General features: G+C 48.5%; 13 protein-coding genes and 1 pseudogene. 3 read left to right on the top strand and 11 right to left on the bottom strand.

The genetic code is table 11. The annotated features are described in order from the left end of the window. Positions 1 to 78: 78 nt before the first annotated feature. From BEB54_RS17745 to cusR, 11 genes and pseudogenes are all read right to left on the bottom strand, one after another. Positions 79 to 480: pseudogene (locus tag BEB54_RS17745) on the bottom strand (alpha/beta hydrolase); the annotation flags it as partial. A gap of 186 nt (positions 481 to 666) precedes the next feature. Then, positions 667 to 1,620 carry an omptin family outer membrane protease OmpT gene (gene ompT / locus BEB54_RS17750; RefSeq protein WP_001201825.1) on the bottom strand — a complete coding sequence of 318 codons (954 nt, stop codon included), beginning with the start codon at positions 1,618 to 1,620 and terminating at the stop codon, positions 667 to 669. A 514-nt stretch (positions 1,621 to 2,134) separates the two neighbouring features. After that, positions 2,135 to 2,896, bottom strand: a complete 762-nt coding sequence (gene envY, locus BEB54_RS17765) for a DNA-binding transcriptional regulator EnvY (RefSeq protein WP_001177464.1) — start codon at positions 2,894 to 2,896, stop codon at positions 2,135 to 2,137. Positions 2,897 to 3,078: 182 nt separating this feature from the next. Beyond that, complete coding sequence (locus BEB54_RS17775; protein WP_105277235.1) at positions 3,079 to 3,969, bottom strand: DUF4434 family protein; 891 nt, start codon at positions 3,967 to 3,969, stop codon at positions 3,079 to 3,081. Beyond that, complete coding sequence (gene nfrA, locus BEB54_RS17780; RefSeq protein ID WP_105277236.1) at positions 3,970 to 6,942, bottom strand: bacteriophage adsorption protein NfrA; 2,973 nt, start codon at positions 6,940 to 6,942, stop codon at positions 3,970 to 3,972. Further along, positions 6,929 to 9,166, bottom strand: a complete 2,238-nt coding sequence (nfrB, locus tag BEB54_RS17785) for a cyclic di-3',5'-guanylate-activated glycosyltransferase NfrB (protein WP_105277237.1) — start codon at positions 9,164 to 9,166, stop codon at positions 6,929 to 6,931. The genes nfrA and nfrB overlap by 14 nt, the downstream gene beginning before the upstream one ends. Positions 9,167 to 9,607: 441 nt before the next feature. After that, complete coding sequence (locus BEB54_RS17790; RefSeq protein WP_236474925.1) at positions 9,608 to 10,048, bottom strand: hypothetical protein; 441 nt, start codon at positions 10,046 to 10,048, stop codon at positions 9,608 to 9,610. A gap of 33 nt (positions 10,049 to 10,081) precedes the next feature. Beyond that, positions 10,082 to 10,450: a hypothetical protein gene (locus BEB54_RS17795; protein ID WP_236474927.1), complete on the bottom strand. Its 369-nt coding sequence runs from the start codon at positions 10,448 to 10,450 to the stop codon at positions 10,082 to 10,084. A gap of 307 nt (positions 10,451 to 10,757) precedes the next feature. Then, on the bottom strand, positions 10,758 to 11,189 hold the full coding sequence (locus BEB54_RS17805) for an SMI1/KNR4 family protein (protein ID WP_236474929.1): 432 nt from the start codon (positions 11,187 to 11,189) through the stop codon (positions 10,758 to 10,760). 263 nt (positions 11,190 to 11,452) lie between these two features. Next, on the bottom strand, positions 11,453 to 12,901 hold the full coding sequence (cusS, locus tag BEB54_RS17810) for a Cu(+)/Ag(+) sensor histidine kinase CusS (RefSeq protein WP_105277239.1): 1,449 nt from the start codon (positions 12,899 to 12,901) through the stop codon (positions 11,453 to 11,455). After that, the gene (gene cusR / locus BEB54_RS17815) at positions 12,891 to 13,574 is read right to left on the bottom strand and encodes a copper response regulator transcription factor CusR (protein WP_000770953.1); all 684 of its coding nucleotides are present in this window, start codon (positions 13,572 to 13,574) and stop codon (positions 12,891 to 12,893) included. The genes cusS and cusR overlap by 11 nt, the downstream gene beginning before the upstream one ends. A gap of 156 nt (positions 13,575 to 13,730) precedes the next feature. On the opposite strand from cusR, the gene cusC reads away from it, so the two are divergent. From cusC to cusB, 3 genes are read left to right on the top strand one after another with little or no spacing between them, the layout of a single operon-like run. Next, a complete protein-coding gene (gene cusC / locus BEB54_RS17825; protein WP_105277241.1) occupies positions 13,731 to 15,113 on the top strand; it encodes a Cu(+)/Ag(+) efflux RND transporter outer membrane channel CusC in 1,383 nt (460 codons plus the stop codon). A gap of 22 nt (positions 15,114 to 15,135) precedes the next feature. After that, positions 15,136 to 15,468, top strand: a complete 333-nt coding sequence (cusF, locus tag BEB54_RS17830; RefSeq protein WP_105277242.1) for a Cu(+)/Ag(+) efflux RND transporter periplasmic metallochaperone CusF — start codon at positions 15,136 to 15,138, stop codon at positions 15,466 to 15,468. A gap of 15 nt (positions 15,469 to 15,483) precedes the next feature. Beyond that, positions 15,484 to 16,707 (top strand): Cu(+)/Ag(+) efflux RND transporter periplasmic adaptor subunit CusB, encoded by a 1,224-nt coding sequence (gene cusB / locus BEB54_RS17835; RefSeq protein WP_105277243.1) that lies wholly within the window; start codon positions 15,484 to 15,486, stop codon positions 16,705 to 16,707. Positions 16,708 to 16,709: the final 2 nt, after the last annotated feature.

The raw sequence follows: 16,709 nt of genomic DNA on the forward strand, positions 1-16,709 counted from the left end.
CTAGTCTAAAAACTAGTATTAAGACTATCACTTAAATAAGTGATATTGGTTGTCTGGAGATTCAGGGGGCCAGTCTAGAGTGGACTGTCCGACGCCTCGAGGATCAAATCCAATAATATCCCATGACTCACGAAGATTTGTGACTGGCCAGTCAAAGTTAATATAAGGATTTATGCCTGGTAACCCGGGACCACCACTTATTATCAGGATACTTCCTTTATGCTTGCTTTTTGCCGGCAATTTTGTCAACGCTAGTTTGACTTGTGATTTTTTTTCATAAGAAGCATCTCCGCCTGTGTCTGTATATTTTAATGGAACAGACAAATAACCACATAGTAAGTCAGGAGACGGTTTTTCCTCACCAAACCAGTGGTTGAATTGACTGGCCATACAGGATTGCCACTGTATCTGCTGGGCAGATACGGTTACTGGTAGAAGTAACGTTAAAACAACTTTGAAATGAGTAATTATTTTTCGCATTGTGTCTCTGAATATCGGAATAAAGATAAGATTTGAATATATTGAGGTCTTGTGTTGCGGTAAGAGATTACACGTTATGACATAGGTTAAATGCTTACAAAATTAGTGGATATTGTCTACTTGTAACTGTAAACAAATTCCCCGGGGTTATACAATACCACCGGGGAGAAAATCTGGTTAACTTCGTTAAAAGGTGTACTTAAGACCAGCAGTAGTGATGAAGTTATAGTTTTCTATGCCTGCACCATTTTTGCTGTAGTCTGAAGTGTTATCATTGTGATCATAAAGTGAAGTATTACCTTTTTTATTCGTAACCCGATTCCATGCGCCTTCAACATAAACTTTTGCGTTAGGTGTTACGTAATAACCTGCATTGACTGCAACAGAATAGTAATTTTGGTCTTTGACTTTACTGCGATAAGTGATTCTTTTTCCTGGGTCATAGTGCTCATCGTTATCAGATGCTTCCACCCAGCCGCTGTATTTAAATGTGCCACCTAGCTCAAAATCTTCATAACGATAACTTCCAGTCAAGCCAATGTAGGGCATTTTAAAACGTTGTTTGTAGCCGATTGCTCTTTCTCCATTCGGGAAGGAGCCGATATCATCTCTGAATCCCTCCTCAGAACTGTAGATATAGGAACCACCTCTGGCTGTAAAGCTATAACGGCTTTCCTGATATCCGGCCATGAGTCCCAGGCGGTAATTGGGTTCGTTGAGGAGCCAGCCTTTGATATTCAGATCAAATTCGTTGGCATAATTGAGTTGTGTATCAGGGTGCCTACTTTCATCTGTCCAGGTTCCGGGGTTACTGGAATCCATCCAGTCCTGATCGACCATATTGCCACCTCGGCTGCCGAGAGTAGTCCAGCCCGCAGCCCCAATAGATATCTGGGGCATCAAATCCCAATTAATTGCACCTTTAATAATTGCAGCGTTATTGAATTTCCAGTCGAGTTGACTGACTTTTCGGCCTCCTTCTTCAGCTAGATAAACGCGCTCCTTTGTTTTTCCGCTCAGAGTTCCAAGACTAATGTCCGCATTTATGTTGTCAGGAGTAAACGATATAGTCTCGGTAGAAGCAAAAGAGCTGATCGCAATAGGGGTTGTCAGGACTATTCCCAGAAGTTTCGCCCGCATAAAAGTTCTCCATTCAATCGTTTTAATGATTGAATATGTATTTTTTATATCTAACTTAATGAGTCAATTACATATTGCTCCACTGTTTATATTTTGTTTAGTATTGAATGATTATCACAATGCGTCTATCTGTTTTTGGTTTAATTATCTGTTATTATTTTATATTGCGGTTTTACTGTGTGGTTTTTTTATGCTTTTGTGGTGTTTTTATCTATTTAAGCGCCATGCCTTTAGAGGCATATAAGCGAAAATAGCATGAGGTTTATCCTCAATTGCTATGTTTTTTAGTACAAAAAAGAGGGACAAAACTGAGACACATAAGGCCTCACAATGGCTTGCAAGGCTTTACATGTTTTGAGGTAGTGGGACGTGTGAGCGCAGAGATGGCGCGGTAAGTTGTTGACTTAAAATGTCGTTCTAGGAACTTCTAAGTCGTGGGCCGCAGGTTCGAATCCTGCAGGGCGCGCCATTTCTTCTTCATTTATGCCAGTCTTATCTGTTTCCGCTTTGCCCTTCACCACATCACTTTTTGTCGCTGTTTGGCGAGATAATTCAACGGTGTCAGGCCGTAAAACGCCTTAAAAACAGAGATAAAGTACGACGTGCTGCTATAGCCACATAATTGCGCTACCTGAGTGATATTTTTGTTATCCATCAATAACATCTGTACGGCGTAACGCATACGACACTCTGTGACAATCTGGCTATAGCTGGTATTTTCGTTTTTTAATTTCTTTTTGAGCAGGCTGGGGCTTAAACATAGCGAACTGGCGACAATTCGCAGATTCCAGTAATGCTGAATATCGCTTTGAATAATGCGGCAGACGCTGTCGCGGACGCTGCTGCGTAAGATATACATCAGTAGGGCAATAAACCGCGATTGCTCAAGAAAGTTAGACAATACGGTAAAAAGCAATGCGCGCGTCAACTCCGCTTCGCAGGGTTTGCTGGGTTGCTGCTTGCTGTGGTTGGCGGCTAGCCGGAACACTTCCGGTGTACGGCTATGACAAGCGATAACCGGGGTAGCCAGCCGCGACCAGGGCTTTACACAGGTTAAGTTCTTATTTAAAAACAACAGATAATCGTTGATGATGTTACGGTTGATGTGGGTGATTAATACGTGATTTAACGTTGAGAGTTCAATGACGTTATTGTTGCACGCGAAGGCGGCCAGGTAGTTTTTCGGAAGGGTAAACGTAGCATGGTTATTGACGCTTACCTCTACCTCTTTTTCGGTCAGGATCACCACGCAAGGTTCACTGCTGCTCAATTGCATTTCGCACTCCTCAGATATCAGAAACTCCGCTCAAAGGATCTATGCTTCCTGCATGAGTGATCGGCCCGTTCGCCGATAACGATCTTCTTTCTTTAGCACGCTTTTTAGCAATTAATCTTGATGGAATTCTGACGAGAGCGAAAGAGGTAAGCCAGGTCGTACCCGACTTACCTGGAGGAGATTTAATACTCGAGAATGCCGTGCGCGACGGGCAAATAGCGCAGAGAGAAATAGAGCGTGTCTTTACCGCAAGAGGAACGTTTCGCTAACAGCGAGGCGATCTCTGCATCCGGTTTCGGTTTCGCTGTAAAGGTTTTGCCTTTGCCGGCGACAAACAGTTCATAAACAATGCCGCTTGCTGGGGCGGAGCTTTGGCAATCGGCGCTGGCCTGTAGATAACGTTCACGCTGTTCAGCAGTAAGTTTATCCACGCCGCTGCCATCCTGAACCCAGACATTAACGCCGGTTGCTTTAACGTGTTCCAGCAGTTGGCGATAGCCATCGGGCGACATATTTCCGGCGAAAAAACTACTGATATAAACCGGTTTTGCTGAAACATCGCTAATCAACCGCTGCGCGTTGTTTAACCATGTTAGCAAAGGTTGACGGGCGGCTTCGCTGCGCCAGTTCAGGTCGTCAATTTCTGCGCTGATGTACCAGCCATCCGGCGTTACGCCAGGCGCAGCGCTCCATATTCTGGCTTGCTGGAGATCGGCAGCCAGCAGGCGATTAAGATAGCTTTCCAGCGCCGCGGATGATTGTTTCTGATGCAGAAAAAATTCTGGATCGGCGTTCAGTCCGACAATCAGCTTCAGGCCAGCCTGTTGCGCAGCTGCGGCACGCTTAAACAATAACGCGCGCTGTTCTGGCTGGGTGAATGCATCGCCGTAACGGGTCCATTGCAAAACCAGGGTATCGAAGCCTTGCAAACGTAACTGACTCATCAGCCCCTGCCACTGGGTATCGGTAACCTGACTATCACGGTTTTGTGGTTGCCAGATAATACCTTTCATCGCAAAGGAAAAAGGGCTGACCAAAAGCATTGTCAGCAATACGAAAATGAACTTACGCATTTACCAGTGCACTCCAATGGTGAGAAACGCGTTGTTGCGCTCTCCGTTACGTTGATTAATCGCCTTAAAGGTATGTTGATATTCGACGCCGAGACTGACTTTGTGCGGCCAGGCGTCGTAGTGCGTCTCGCCGGTCCAGATATTCCAGCGGACCCCGACACCGCCAAGCTGCGCGCCCTGAGTGCCTTTATCACGATAACCGTTGTCCTGAACGTGAGCGTAAGGCTCAATAGTCTGTCCGTTCGCCACCTTCTGATGCCAGCTTAAGCGATAATCTGCCGTCCACGCCTGAATATCCTGGCGGACATATTGCGCCGCATCGAGGTACAGGTTTTGGGCAAACCAGCCTGAACCGTTCGGGTGCCATTCGTCGCTGTATTTGCCGCCATTAAAGAATGAGGCGCTGGCGCGCAGCATGGTATCGGATGCGCCATTTTGCCCGTTCAGCGGCAACTGCTGTTCGACGGCGAGGAAAAAGATCTGATCGCGCAGCGGCTTCCAGCGCAGACCGGTGCCGGACATCGGATTTTTCACCGGCATCATCACCCCGTTTTCTCCGGTATCGGCAAATACACGGCTGTAAACCGAGAGCAGGTCGCCTTCCAGCAGCATATTGCGTCCGATGCGGTACTCAGCTTCCAGTTGCCCGTAGCTACGATAGCTTTTCCCTGGCGCTGCGCCGCCGACATTATTGTTAGCGGTACTCATTGCGCCGGAACGCAAGCCGATAGAAGAATCGAAACTGAACGTCCAGCGGCGACCGACCTCCTCATGCAGACGGCGGAAATTGAAGCGTTGCTGATTTTGCTCTGGGGTCAGTGGGGTTATCAGCGCCTGATTATCAATGTCATCAATCACCAGCCGGGCGTAGTGCTGCGTCGCAGGCATATCATCCAGACGCTGGTTCACGTAGGCCAGTTGTCGGATAAGTGCCGGATCGTCCGGTAGCCCTTTATGCGCCTGTTCGAGCATTTCCCGCGACTGTGCGATATCACCGCTATCCCACAAGGCGTAACCGAGCGCTGCCTGGGTGTTGCTATTATTCGGTTCCAGTTCCAGAGCGGCGCGCAAATCACTCACCGCCGCTGGGACATTATGACGTTGGCGATAAATTGTCGCCCGCGCAACGTAAGCGTTGGCAGAAGGCGCAATATTGATTGAGCGCGTGAGATCGTTCAGTGCGAGTTCCGGCTGACCAGGAATGTAACGTTGCGCATGCAGCCACCAGTAGAGGGCATTGTTTCCCAGCCCACGTTGTTCTGCCTGCTGAAGCCAGCGATCGCGAGCCGCACCATTTCCTGCCGCCTGGGCGGTATTGGCAGCAGCAAGCAGATCCTCATTGCTCATGTCGTGAAGACTGATTTTCTGCCAGGCCGCCAGTGCGGTGGCGTAATCCTCAACCTGATACGCCTGATAGGCTACCGCACGATGTTGCCAGGCGTTCGGTTGCCGTTGTTCGGCCTGAAGCCATGCATACAACGCCACACCGGGTAGCGTGTCCCGATAACACTTTGCCAGACGGTTCCAGGCGGCGGCATCGTAGGAAGGCGACATATCGCCCAGCAAGCGAACTATTGCCGGGCAATTATCTGCAATACCCGGCAACTGACTTTGCCACTGACGTTGCTCCGCCAGCGGTAAGGGTTTCGATAAAATCGCCACCTTCGCCGGAGTTGCCAGGTAAGGATGACTTTCCAGCAGAGACGCCAGTCGCGCCATTAAAGTCTGGCTGACACGCGCATCGCCCTGGAAAGGATAGCGTTGCAGCAATAAATCGGCAGCTTCGCGTGACTGCTCGTTCTGCATCAGTTGCCAGGTCAGTTGATCCAGGCGGGTAAGATTTGCCGGTTCTTGCTGATACAGCAATCGTGCCAGACGCAGAGCTTCAGCCTTGTTATGGGTCGCTACGCTAACGGTATAACGCTCCTCAAGCATTTCATTGGCGGGGAGGGTGGCGAGCAGTTTTTGCGCTGCGTCGTACTGACCTTCTTTTAACAGCACCGGTAGCGTCGCGCCAACAACATACTGGCGGTTATCGGCAAACTGTACCGTATAATTCGCCAACGCCTGAACGGGGTTGGCGCTGTATTTAGATAACAGATAGAGCCAACTTTTCTCTTGTGCGTCCGTGGTAAACAGCGGCTTATTTTCAATGAGATAATGCTGGAGGCGTGCTTTCTCGCCACGATAAGCCAGCGCGGTCGCGTAAGTAATATATGACTGCGGATCGGTGAAGATCCCCTGTGATTGCAGCGCCAGGATCCGATCATCCAGCTGCCCGGCAAGAAGCACGTCAAACCACTGACGGCGTTCTGCCGCGCTTAATGTGTTCTGCTGGCGTGCTTCATTGTATAGCGTATCTGCCTGGGACCATTGTTTCAGGTAGATTGCGCGTTGCAGCAGATCGGTTCGCAGCGTTTTTCCTTCCGGCGATGCAGCAAACGTCGCATCGTTCAGTTGCGCTCTGGCGACAGGTAATTGTGCCAGCCGCAGGGCATTCTGCCCGACTTCACTGCGACAACGCAGGGTCGGCGCAGCGTCGCACGCTTTTTGCTGGGCAAGCAGTTCTTCAACAGTCGTAACGCTTTTCACTTCAACTGGAATAGCCGCCAGACTGCGCTCAAGTCGGGCATCTCCTGGGTGACGTTTCAGTTGATCCTCAAGCAACAGCCGCGCCCGGTCATCATGACCAAAATGGCGATAGGCTTCCGCAAGGTATAAAGTCAGCGGAATATTATCCGGCACCTGCTGGTGTATATATTCAAATTCGCGGATGGCGGTTGCTTCGTCGTTATTTTTCTGTGCCTTCAGCGCCTTATCGAGACGGGGATAAATAACAAAATGGCGATAATCGCTCAGCCCCAGCTCTTCTGCGCTGGTGCCGATATTGTCTGCGAGTGCGCTGGTACTCAATAAAGACGTCAGCAGTAAACCAGACCATCCGATGACGCGATTAAGGTTATTCTCCTTCATTTTCGGACTCCAGTTGCGCAACCTGTTCTGTGTTTAAACCTGCTTTGAGTAATAGTGATTGCATCGAAACTTGTAATTCGCGTTGAATTGTCAGGACGCGATCCAACGTTTCCTGGCTGATAACGCCTTCAGTGACCAAAAACTTACCGAGTGGTAGAGAACTGCGTTCATGGCGTAATAACAACACGTTAATTGCTGAACGATTAATATGACCGAGCGTGGTCAGTATTTCGGCGAACAGGAACTGATGCGGCACATACTGCCGCCAGATTTCACCGGCCTGTTGTTCCGTGAGCCACTGATGCTGAACCGCATTGTACAACATTGCCCGTGGATCGTGACCGCGTCGACGTGCATACCAGTGACGTAACCCCGTGACAATTTGTCCACGCAGAACAATGACGTAACGCACTTTGCGTCCGACTTTACGCGTCAGGGCTGCCAGCGAAACCGGGTCAATACCATCTTCACTGCCGACAATTAACTCATCATTTTCCAGACGCAGCGGTAGCACCGCATAATGCAGCGCCACGGAGGCCGGCATCGCGGCAATCAGCGAAGAAGGGATCTGCCAGGCATCGATGGACTCCCACGCCACGCCGTTTTGCTCTGCCAGCGCCTGTGCCAGCTGCTCGGCGCTAATCAGCCCCTGCATCAGCATTGAACCGCCCAGGCGTAGACCTTCGACGCGATTACGCAGTGCTGTATCGAGTTGTTCTTCAGTGATGACCTGATTTTCCAGCAGGATTTGACCTAACGGACGCAACGAGCGGGTATCGCCAGTCACGCTGGGGAAGTCATGCGTTGTTTTATCCCACGCGACACGACGTGGATCGCCGTGTTGAAGTACCTGTTTTAACGCGCGCCAGTTGGCCATGAAGTTAATCAGGTTGCCCCAGAAAAGACGCAGGACAGATAGCAGCCCCTGCGTCAGACCGTAGTAGCCAGTGACAAAAATCACCCGCTGCACGATGCGGTTAACCATCAAACCAAAGTTTAGCCACAGCAGGGTCATTAACCATGCGCTGCCGCTGAAAATAGAAAGGAAATGCCAGGCATCGGGCCACAAACTTTCATACGCCAGTAACAGCAAAAGCTGGATCATCACCAGCATCGCGAGGAAGCTGACAAAGTTACTGATTGCCCCTTTGCGGTCGCGCCAGAGAAAGTAGTTCAGCGTCAGGCTGGAGGTCCATTTATGGGTTTTAAAGCCCTGGAAAACAATGCCGATGATCCAGCGAGATTTTTGTCGAACCGCCGTCGAAAAGGTATCGGGGAAATATTCGCGCACGCAGATCATGTTTGACGTCCGCGCGTGCTGTAAAAATTTACGCTGCTCGCGTTCTTTGGCTTCGTCCACCACCGGAAAACGGACAAAAATTTCCGTCATACCTTTTTCTTTCAGGCGGAAACCAATGTCGTAATCTTCAGTAAGACTCTGCACGTCGAAAGCAATACCGTCACCGTCAGCTAACAGTGCGGTCACGGCGCGGCGGCTGAAACAAGTACCGACGCCTGCGCTGGGCACCTGTCCGGCGAGGGCTTCACGCACCGGAACATCTTTGCCATGCAGTTCTGAAAACTCATCAATGTAAGTCATGCTGGTGAAGTGCGTCCATTCGCGTTCGAATGGGTATACCGGGATCTGAATCAGATCTTTACGCTCGACCAGATAGTTGAACAGACGCAATTCCATCGGTGAAATTACGTCTTCGGCGTCATGCAGAATAAAACCAGCAAAAGCGAAATTGGCGCTACGTTCAAACTGCGTGATAGCGTCCAGCACATTGTTCAGGCAGTCGGCTTTACTGGTGGGGCCAGGACGCGCGCAGACTACCTTATGCACATTCGGGAAGCGAGCGCACACTTCGTCAACATCACGTTGAGTATCGGGGTCGTTGGGGTAGGTGCCAACAAAGATATGATAGTTTTCATAGTCGAGCGTGGTCGCCGCCAGCTCGGCCATATTGCCGATGACGCCCGTTTCATTCCACGCCGGAACCATAATCGCTAACGGTTTTTCATCTGGTTTATACAGTTCGCGGTAACTCATTCGCGGGTAGCGGCGATAAACACTCAACTTGCGTTTAATGCGGCGTACCCAGTAGACGACATCAATAAAAAAATCGTCCAGCCCGCTGATGAACATGATGACCGCTAACGTTATCGCGATTACTTTTAAGCCATATAGCCAGGTTGCAAAAACATCAAGAAGCCAGTCCACACAAAAACCTTACATTAACGCTGGTTATGTTTAGGGTGGCGTATATTAAAGTTTTTTATGAATTGTGACAGCTTTTTATCATTAATAGGTAGGATTATTGCGGCACGTTATTTTTACACTGGTTATAAAAGTTGCCGATTGTGCAGGATGTAGGCAAAAGCGCGGAGGTGAAGGTCATAGTGAGGAGGATAGGCGGCAACCGATCAGGTCATCATGTTGTGGAAGTGCCTGGAGGAGGTGAGCAGGGGAGAACATTTTCCCCGTGCTGAACAAAAAGACGGCGTTGCTGTGGGTACAGGAAGGCTAACTTCATTTCTCTTTAGATTAATTAAGTTTAATATTCAACCGGGAAATAATGAACGTTAAAATAACAAATGCTTTATAAATAAGCAACTTTGCTTGTGTTTTTGTCATGATGGTGATCTTTTATGCAAGGGGGAATTATTGGAATTCAAATGTTTTATATTCCTCTGTAATCATCTTTAAACTTAACATAGCCATGTCTCGGGTATCTTCATCATCAGATTGTAGAGAAATATTTAATCCTTTAATTAAGGTGTTATCGGGAAAAGCCATTGCTAATAATGTACACCAATATCGGACACTTTTTATTGTCAGAGGATTTTCCAGTATGTTGGCTATATTTGAAGCTACAATGTTTTTATCACACTTGTACAAAAAATCTTCGACCAACTGATATACTCCTAAGCCATCACCTTCCCCAAAGGATTGTAAAAATAACGGTATGGCCTCTTCAGCAGGATTTGCACAAAAATAAAGTCTTACGTCGTCATATTTATCGATAAGTTCCTGAGTGATGTCATAATCATTAGGCATAGGTTGATTTAGAGCAAGGAATGCTAATGCTTCTTTTTTAGTCATATTCATCGTGGTTAATATAGTTTGCTGAAAGAATTAAGGTGAAAATGGTTCATAGACAGAATTGAATAGGAAGTCTTGTTTCCATATAACTTTATCATAAAAAAGAGATTTGGCTTGATGCGTATAGAAAATATGAGGGTAAATAGTTTTCCCACCATAAATTATATTCCTTCCCGTTACACCGGAGAATTCATTGGTTTTAATCTGTCGTTTAAGCCAGTTAATGGCTTTGCATAAACATATTAATTTATCCTCAGAATCAGTAGTGTTAATTTCAGTAAGTTGTAACATCTTTACCCCGGTATGCTCAACTAAATGCCCCGGTTTTATTTCAATCCAACCACAACAACGATCAATGCTACTAAACTTTATTTTTCTATTATTAGATTTAATGCTGGGCATAAGATAAATTCGATATGCTACAACAGGGATTTTTTTCTGTTAAAATATTTAGTTGTTGAGAGTATTCATCTTGTAGCGCAAACCAAATCGAATGTAATTGATACTTTGAGGCTATAATAGCGAGCCAATCAGACAGCTCTTCATTCGTGCAAAAAACATTTATCCTTGCAGTTGCCATTCGTAATCCTTTGTATATGAGAATTTTATCCGTATCTTATGTCTTAATCCTGCCCTAATACTTTATTATTCATAAAATTAATTTCGCTGCATTCCACGACAATCGCCAGCGTGAGGGGAAATTACTTGATTATAAATTATTACTTATAATTTCTCCATTTCCTGCCATCTCTAAAAAAACATCGAATGAAATTGCTATTTGTTTTACTTCAGCTATATCCAGGTCACCAAAATTTACGGAAGATATTCTGGTGTGTTCTGGATTACGATAATCCAGTAAAAAACATATCGGCCCACCATCAGAACCAAAAGCCATGAACTGTTCACCTAGATAATGATTGATTAAATAACCATCATTTAATTCCTTGATTTCGTCTAATGGCCACAAGGAAATGTAAATATTGTGAAATTTACCTGCTCCACCGTTAGACCACAGAAAAAACTCTTTCATATCTTCTGGAAAACGATGCGTGAAATTGGACTCTAACAACATCATATCTTTTTCTGACAAAGAATCATATTTTGTCCAAAATGGTTTTATCTGTTCTATGATTTTTTCCACTTTATAGTACTCATGATTCGTTAAAATATTAACAGGATTTTCACCCATACGATTAATATACGATATTTTAATCTCAAGAATATATTGGGATGGTGAAGTTATCTGGGGTATACATTCACACTATATATATTATCCGAAGGCAGTTGCGCTACCGCCATACCCTGATAAAACTCACCATCTGCACGAAACGGATTTTACGCTTTTTCTCGTGACGAAATAGCTAATTCTCAATTCAATTAACATCCACTGTATTATCTGACCAATCACTCCCTCTCCGGTAGCCCGATAACAAACCTTGTCCCCCGCGCATCTGACGTTACCGCAACCGTGCCTTTATGCGCGACAACAATCGATTTCACTATCGCCAGCCCAATGCCGCTACCTTCACCTTTTCGCTGGCGGGAAGGATCAACGCGGTAGAAACGGTCAAACAAACGCGGTAAGTGCTCGGGCGCAATGGGCGTACCGGGGTTTTCGACGGTAACTTGCACCTGGTGATCGACCGTCTGGCAGCGCACTACAATTGCCTCTCCGGGCGGCGTATAACGCAGGGCGTTAGAAAGCAGGTTGCTTAGCGCCCGGCGCAGCATCAGCGGATCGCCCGCAACCTGACATTTGTCGCCAACAAACCGTAGTGCTACGCCGCGATCTTCCGCTAACGCCTCGAAAAAATCGAACACTTTGCCAACTTCATCCGCCAGGTTGAGCATTTTCTTTTCGGGGATTAACTGGTTGTTATCGGCCTGAGCGAGAAACAGCATATCGCTGACCATTTTCGCCATTCGCGTCAGCTCTTCGAGATTAGAGTAGAGCACATCTTCCAGCTCCTTCTGGCTGCGCGACTGGCTGAGGGCGATTTCCGTTTGCGTTATGAGATTCGTAATCGGCGTGCGAATTTCGTGGGCGATATCCGCTGAGAAATTGGACTGGCGGGTAAAGACATCCTCGATACGCTCGATCATATGGTTGAACGACAGCACCAGTTGTTCCAGTTCAATGGGCACGGTCTGTGGATCGAGGCGAACGTCGAGATCTTTCGAGGTAATGTTCTGGATTTGACGGCTGACGCTGCGAATTGGCGCGTGGCCTTTATGTACCGCCAACAGCACGATAAAGACGATCAGGATGCTGATGATCGATGCTGTCATAATAAGTTTATTCATCAAATCATTAATGTAATGAAGATGAAAATCGATAGACAGCGCGATGTAGAGCGTATAAATCGGTTTGCCGTCCACCAACGGGCCAACCGGCAAGTTAATCATCCGCCAGTTGCTGTGTTCCATATGCCCGTGACCGTGGCCTGGCATCATCATTGTCGGGCCGGAAAGGAGATACACCTCGCCGCCCCGAGCGTCTTTATCGGGTATGGCATCACGTGCAAACTCGCGGATATCCGGCGCACCGGGGGAGTGATACACCGTTTTACCGTGGCTATCTGCCAGAGAAATCAACACATTGGAATAACCACTGACAATATCTTCCAGCGTCATTAAGCGTCGGGCTTGCGTTTCGTCAGGGTGATTAAGTACCCGTTCAAGTGTGGCGCTAATCTCTTTTAAATCATTAATATCCTGCTCGGCAAAATGCACTTTTACTGAGTGGATCATGATCCATGCAAAGGCGAAAAACGCCGCGATGGTGGCCAGGCTAATAAAAAAGGTCAGGCGGGTTGCCAGCGAAAACGGGCGCTGAAACGGCTTACTGACCATCCGGCACCTCAAGCATGTAACCCACGCCGCGCACGGTTTGAATCAGCTTCGGCTCAAAGTCGTTGTCGATTTTGCCGCGCAGCCGCTTCACCGCCACATCAATGGCGTTAGTGTCGCTGTCGAAATTCATGTCCCACACCTGCGAGGCGATAAGCGAGCGGGGCAGCACTTCGCCCTGATGGCGAAGGAAAAACTCCAGCAGAGTAAACTCTTTACTGGTCAAAGTGATGCGCGTGCCGCTGCGGGTGACTTTGCGGCTGACCAGATCAACCATTAAATCGGCAACCTGAAACTGACTTTCGATAATCACCGCCGCCCCGCGACGCAGTAGAGTGCGCACACGCGCCAGCAGTTCAGCAAAAGCGAACGGCTTCACCAGATAGTCATCCGCTCCCAGCTCCAGCCCCTTGACGCGATGTTCAATGGTGCCAAGCGCGGTAAGCAACAGAATCGGCATCCCTTTATTGGCGGAACGCAACATACGCACGATATCCCAGCCGTTCACGTCCGGCAGCATAATATCTAGGATTATCAGGTCATAATCACCTGTCATCGCCAGATGGTATCCATTCAGCCCGTTATCGGCCAAATCAACCACAAAACCGGCCTCGGTTAACCCTTTGGTTAAGTATTCGCCGGTTTTCTTTTCATCTTCGACAATCAACAGTTTCATATTTCCTCCGCATGTTGCCCGGGCAATTCTAGAGTAGCGGGATCAGATGGCAATCGCTTATTGGCAAAATGACAATTTTGTCATTTTCCTGTCACCGGAAAATCAGAGCCTGGCGAGTAAAGTTGGCGGCATAAAATCACCAGAAATTTTGTGCCTATGTTTCCTTGTAAACTTCTGCCATTTTGTGTGGCCCTTGCGTTAACCGGTTGTTCTCTGGCACCGGAATATCAGCGTCCGGCAATGCCCGTGCCGCAGCAGTTCTCACTCAGCCAGAACGGCCTGGTTAACGCGGTAGATAACTACCAGAACGCGGGCTGGCGCACCTTTTTTGTTGATAATCAGGTGAAGACGCTGATTAGCGAGGCGCTGGTGAATAATCGGGATTTGCGCATGGCGACGCTGAAAGTGCAGGAGGCACGGGCGCAATATCGTCTGACCGATGCCGACCGCTACCCGCAGCTCAATGGCGAGGGTAGCGGCAGCTGGAGCGGCAATCTTAAAGGCGATTCAGCCACGACGCGGGAGTTCTCGACTGGCCTTAACGCCAGCTTTGATCTCGATTTTTTCGGTCGCTTAAAGAACATGAGCGAAGCCGAGCGACAAAATTATTTAGCCACTGAGGAAGCTCAGCGCGCGGTGCATATTCTGCTGGTTTCTAATGTCGCGCAAAGCTATTTCAATCAGCAACTGGCTTATGCGCAATTACAAATAGCCGAAGAAACGCTGCGTAATTATCAGCAGTCATATGCGTTTGTCGAAAAACAACTGTTGACTGGTAGCAGCAATGTTCTGGCGCTGGAACAGGCTCGCGGGGTGATAGAAAGTACCCGCAGTGATATCGCTAAACGTCAGGGGGAACTGGCGCAGGCGAATAATGCATTGCAACTGTTATTGGGAAGCTACGGCAAACTGCCGCAAGCGCAGACAGTAAACAGCGACAGCCTGCAAAGCGTTAAATTACCGGCGGGCTTGTCGTCGCAAATCTTGTTGCAGCGCCCGGATATTATGGAAGCTGAACACGCGTTAATGGCGGCTAATGCCAATATTGGTGCTGCGCGTGCGGCATTTTTCCCGTCTATAAGCCTGACCAGTGGAATATCAACCGCCAGCAGCGATCTGTCATCATTATTTAACGCCAGCAGCGGGATGTGGAATTTTATTCCCAAAATTGAGATTCCCATTTTTAATGCCGGACGCAACCAGGCCAATCTGGATATCGCCGAAATTCGCCAGCAGCAGTCGGTGGTGAATTATGAACAGAAAATTCAGAACGCCTTTAAAGAAGTGGCAGATGCGCTGGCATTACGTCAAAGCCTGAACGATCAAATCAGCGCCCAGCAGCGTTATCTGGCGTCGCTGCAAATTACCCTGCAACGGGCGCGGGCATTATATCAGCACGGCGCGGTAAGTTATCTGGAAGTGCTGGATGCCGAACGTTCTTTATTTGCAACCCGACAAACTTTACTCGACCTGAATTATGCCCGTCAGGTTAACGAAGTTTCCTTATATACCGCCCTGGGTGGCGGTTGGCAGCAATAATTTTTAACTCCAGGAGAGAATAATGAAAAAAGCACTGCAAGTCGTAATGTTCAGTCTGTTTACTGTTATTGGCTTTAATGCCCAGGCTAACGAACATCATCATGAAACCATGAGCGAGGCACAACCACAGGTCATTAACGCCACCGGCGTGGTAAAAACTATTGATCTGGAAAGCAAAAAAATCACCATCCACCACGATCCGATTGCCGCCGTGAACTGGCCGGAGATGACCATGCGCTTTACCATCACCCCGCAGACGAAAATGAGTGAAATTAAAACTGGCGACAAAGTAGCGTTTAATTTTGTCCAGCAGGGCAACCTTTCTTTATTACAGGATATTAAAGTCAGCCAGTAACCCAGGTTTAATGAGATGAAAAAAATCGCGCTTATTATCGGCAGCATGATCGCGGGCGGTATTATTTCTGCGGCAGGTTTTACCTGGTTTGCAAAGGCTGAACCGCCCGCAGAAAAAACGTCGACCGCAGAACGTAAAGTCTTATTCTGGTACGATCCAATGTATCCCAATACGCGGTTCGATAAACCAGGTAAATCGCCGTTTATGGATATGGATCTGGTGCCGAAATATGCCGATGAAGAGAGTTCTGCGTCTGGTGTGCGCATTGACCCGACCCAGACGCAAAATCTGGGGGTGAAAACGGCGACCGTCACGCGCGGGCCGCTGACTTTTGCCCAGAGTTTCCCGGCGAATGTGAGTTACAACGAGTATCAGTTTGCCATTGTGCAGGCCCGCGCCGCCGGGTTTATCGACAAGGTGTATCCGCTCACCGTGGGCGATAAAGTGCAAAAGGGCACACCGCTTCTCGACCTGACCATTCCCGACTGGGTGGAAGCGCAGAGTGAGTATTTACTGCTGCGTGAAACCGGCGGGACGGCGACCCAGACCGACGGTATTCTTGAACGCCTGCGGCTGGCGGGAATGCCGGAGGCCGATATTCGCCGCCTGATCGCCACGCAAAAAATCCAGACTCGCTTTACGCTCAAAGCGCCCATTGATGGCGTGATCACCGCGTTTGATCTGCGCGCGGGAATGAATATCGCCAAAGATAACGTGGTCGCGAAAATTCAGGGTATGGACCCGGTGTGGGTCACTGCTGCGATCCCGGAGTCCATCGCCTGGCTGGTGAAAGATGCCTCGCAGTTTACGCTCACCGTTCCGGCGCGACCGGATAAAACGCTCAGCATCCGCAAATGGACCCTTCTACCCGGCGTGGATGCCGCGACCCGCACGCTGCAACTGCGTCTGGAAGTCGACAACGCCGACGAGGCGCTAAAACCGGGAATGAACGCCTGGTTGCAACTCAACACCGCCAGCGAACCGATGCTGCTCATTCCGTCACAGGCACTGATTGATACTGGTAACGAACAGCGGGTGATTACCGTTGATGCCGACGGGCGCTTTGTACCGAAACGCGTTGCTGTTTTCCAGGCGTCGCAAGGCGTCACCGCGCTACGTTCTGGTCTGGCGGAAGGTGAAAAGGTGGTTTCCAGCGGCCTGTTCCTGATTGATTCTGAAGCCAATATTTCTGGCGCACTGGAGCGGATGCGCTCTGAAAGTGCTACCCATGCGCATTGAGG

This window comes from Escherichia sp. MOD1-EC6021 (genome assembly GCF_002965245.1).
Lineage (GTDB): Bacteria > Pseudomonadota > Gammaproteobacteria > Enterobacterales > Enterobacteriaceae > Escherichia > Escherichia coli_F.

Excerpts from the sequence above, each read along its gene's own strand:
- cusS (WP_105277239.1), bottom strand. The coding sequence starts at position 12,901 with ATGGTCAGTAAGCCGTTTCAGCGCCCGTTTTCGCTGGCAACCCGCCTG.
- cusF (WP_105277242.1), top strand. The coding sequence starts at position 15,136 with ATGAAAAAAGCACTGCAAGTCGTAATGTTCAGTCTGTTTACTGTTATT.
- BEB54_RS17790 (WP_236474925.1), bottom strand. The coding sequence starts at position 10,048 with ATGACTAAAAAAGAAGCATTAGCATTCCTTGCTCTAAATCAACCTATG.
- cusB (WP_105277243.1), top strand. The coding sequence starts at position 15,484 with ATGAAAAAAATCGCGCTTATTATCGGCAGCATGATCGCGGGCGGTATT.
- nfrA (WP_105277236.1), bottom strand. The coding sequence starts at position 6,942 with ATGAAGGAGAATAACCTTAATCGCGTCATCGGATGGTCTGGTTTACTG.
- envY (WP_001177464.1), bottom strand. The coding sequence starts at position 2,896 with ATGCAATTGAGCAGCAGTGAACCTTGCGTGGTGATCCTGACCGAAAAA.
- ompT (WP_001201825.1), bottom strand. The coding sequence starts at position 1,620 with ATGCGGGCGAAACTTCTGGGAATAGTCCTGACAACCCCTATTGCGATC.
- BEB54_RS17795 (WP_236474927.1), bottom strand. The coding sequence starts at position 10,450 with ATGCCCAGCATTAAATCTAATAATAGAAAAATAAAGTTTAGTAGCATT.
- BEB54_RS17775 (WP_105277235.1), bottom strand. The coding sequence starts at position 3,969 with ATGCGTAAGTTCATTTTCGTATTGCTGACAATGCTTTTGGTCAGCCCT.
- cusR (WP_000770953.1), bottom strand. The coding sequence starts at position 13,574 with ATGAAACTGTTGATTGTCGAAGATGAAAAGAAAACCGGCGAATACTTA.
- cusC (WP_105277241.1), top strand. The coding sequence starts at position 13,731 with ATGTTTCCTTGTAAACTTCTGCCATTTTGTGTGGCCCTTGCGTTAACC.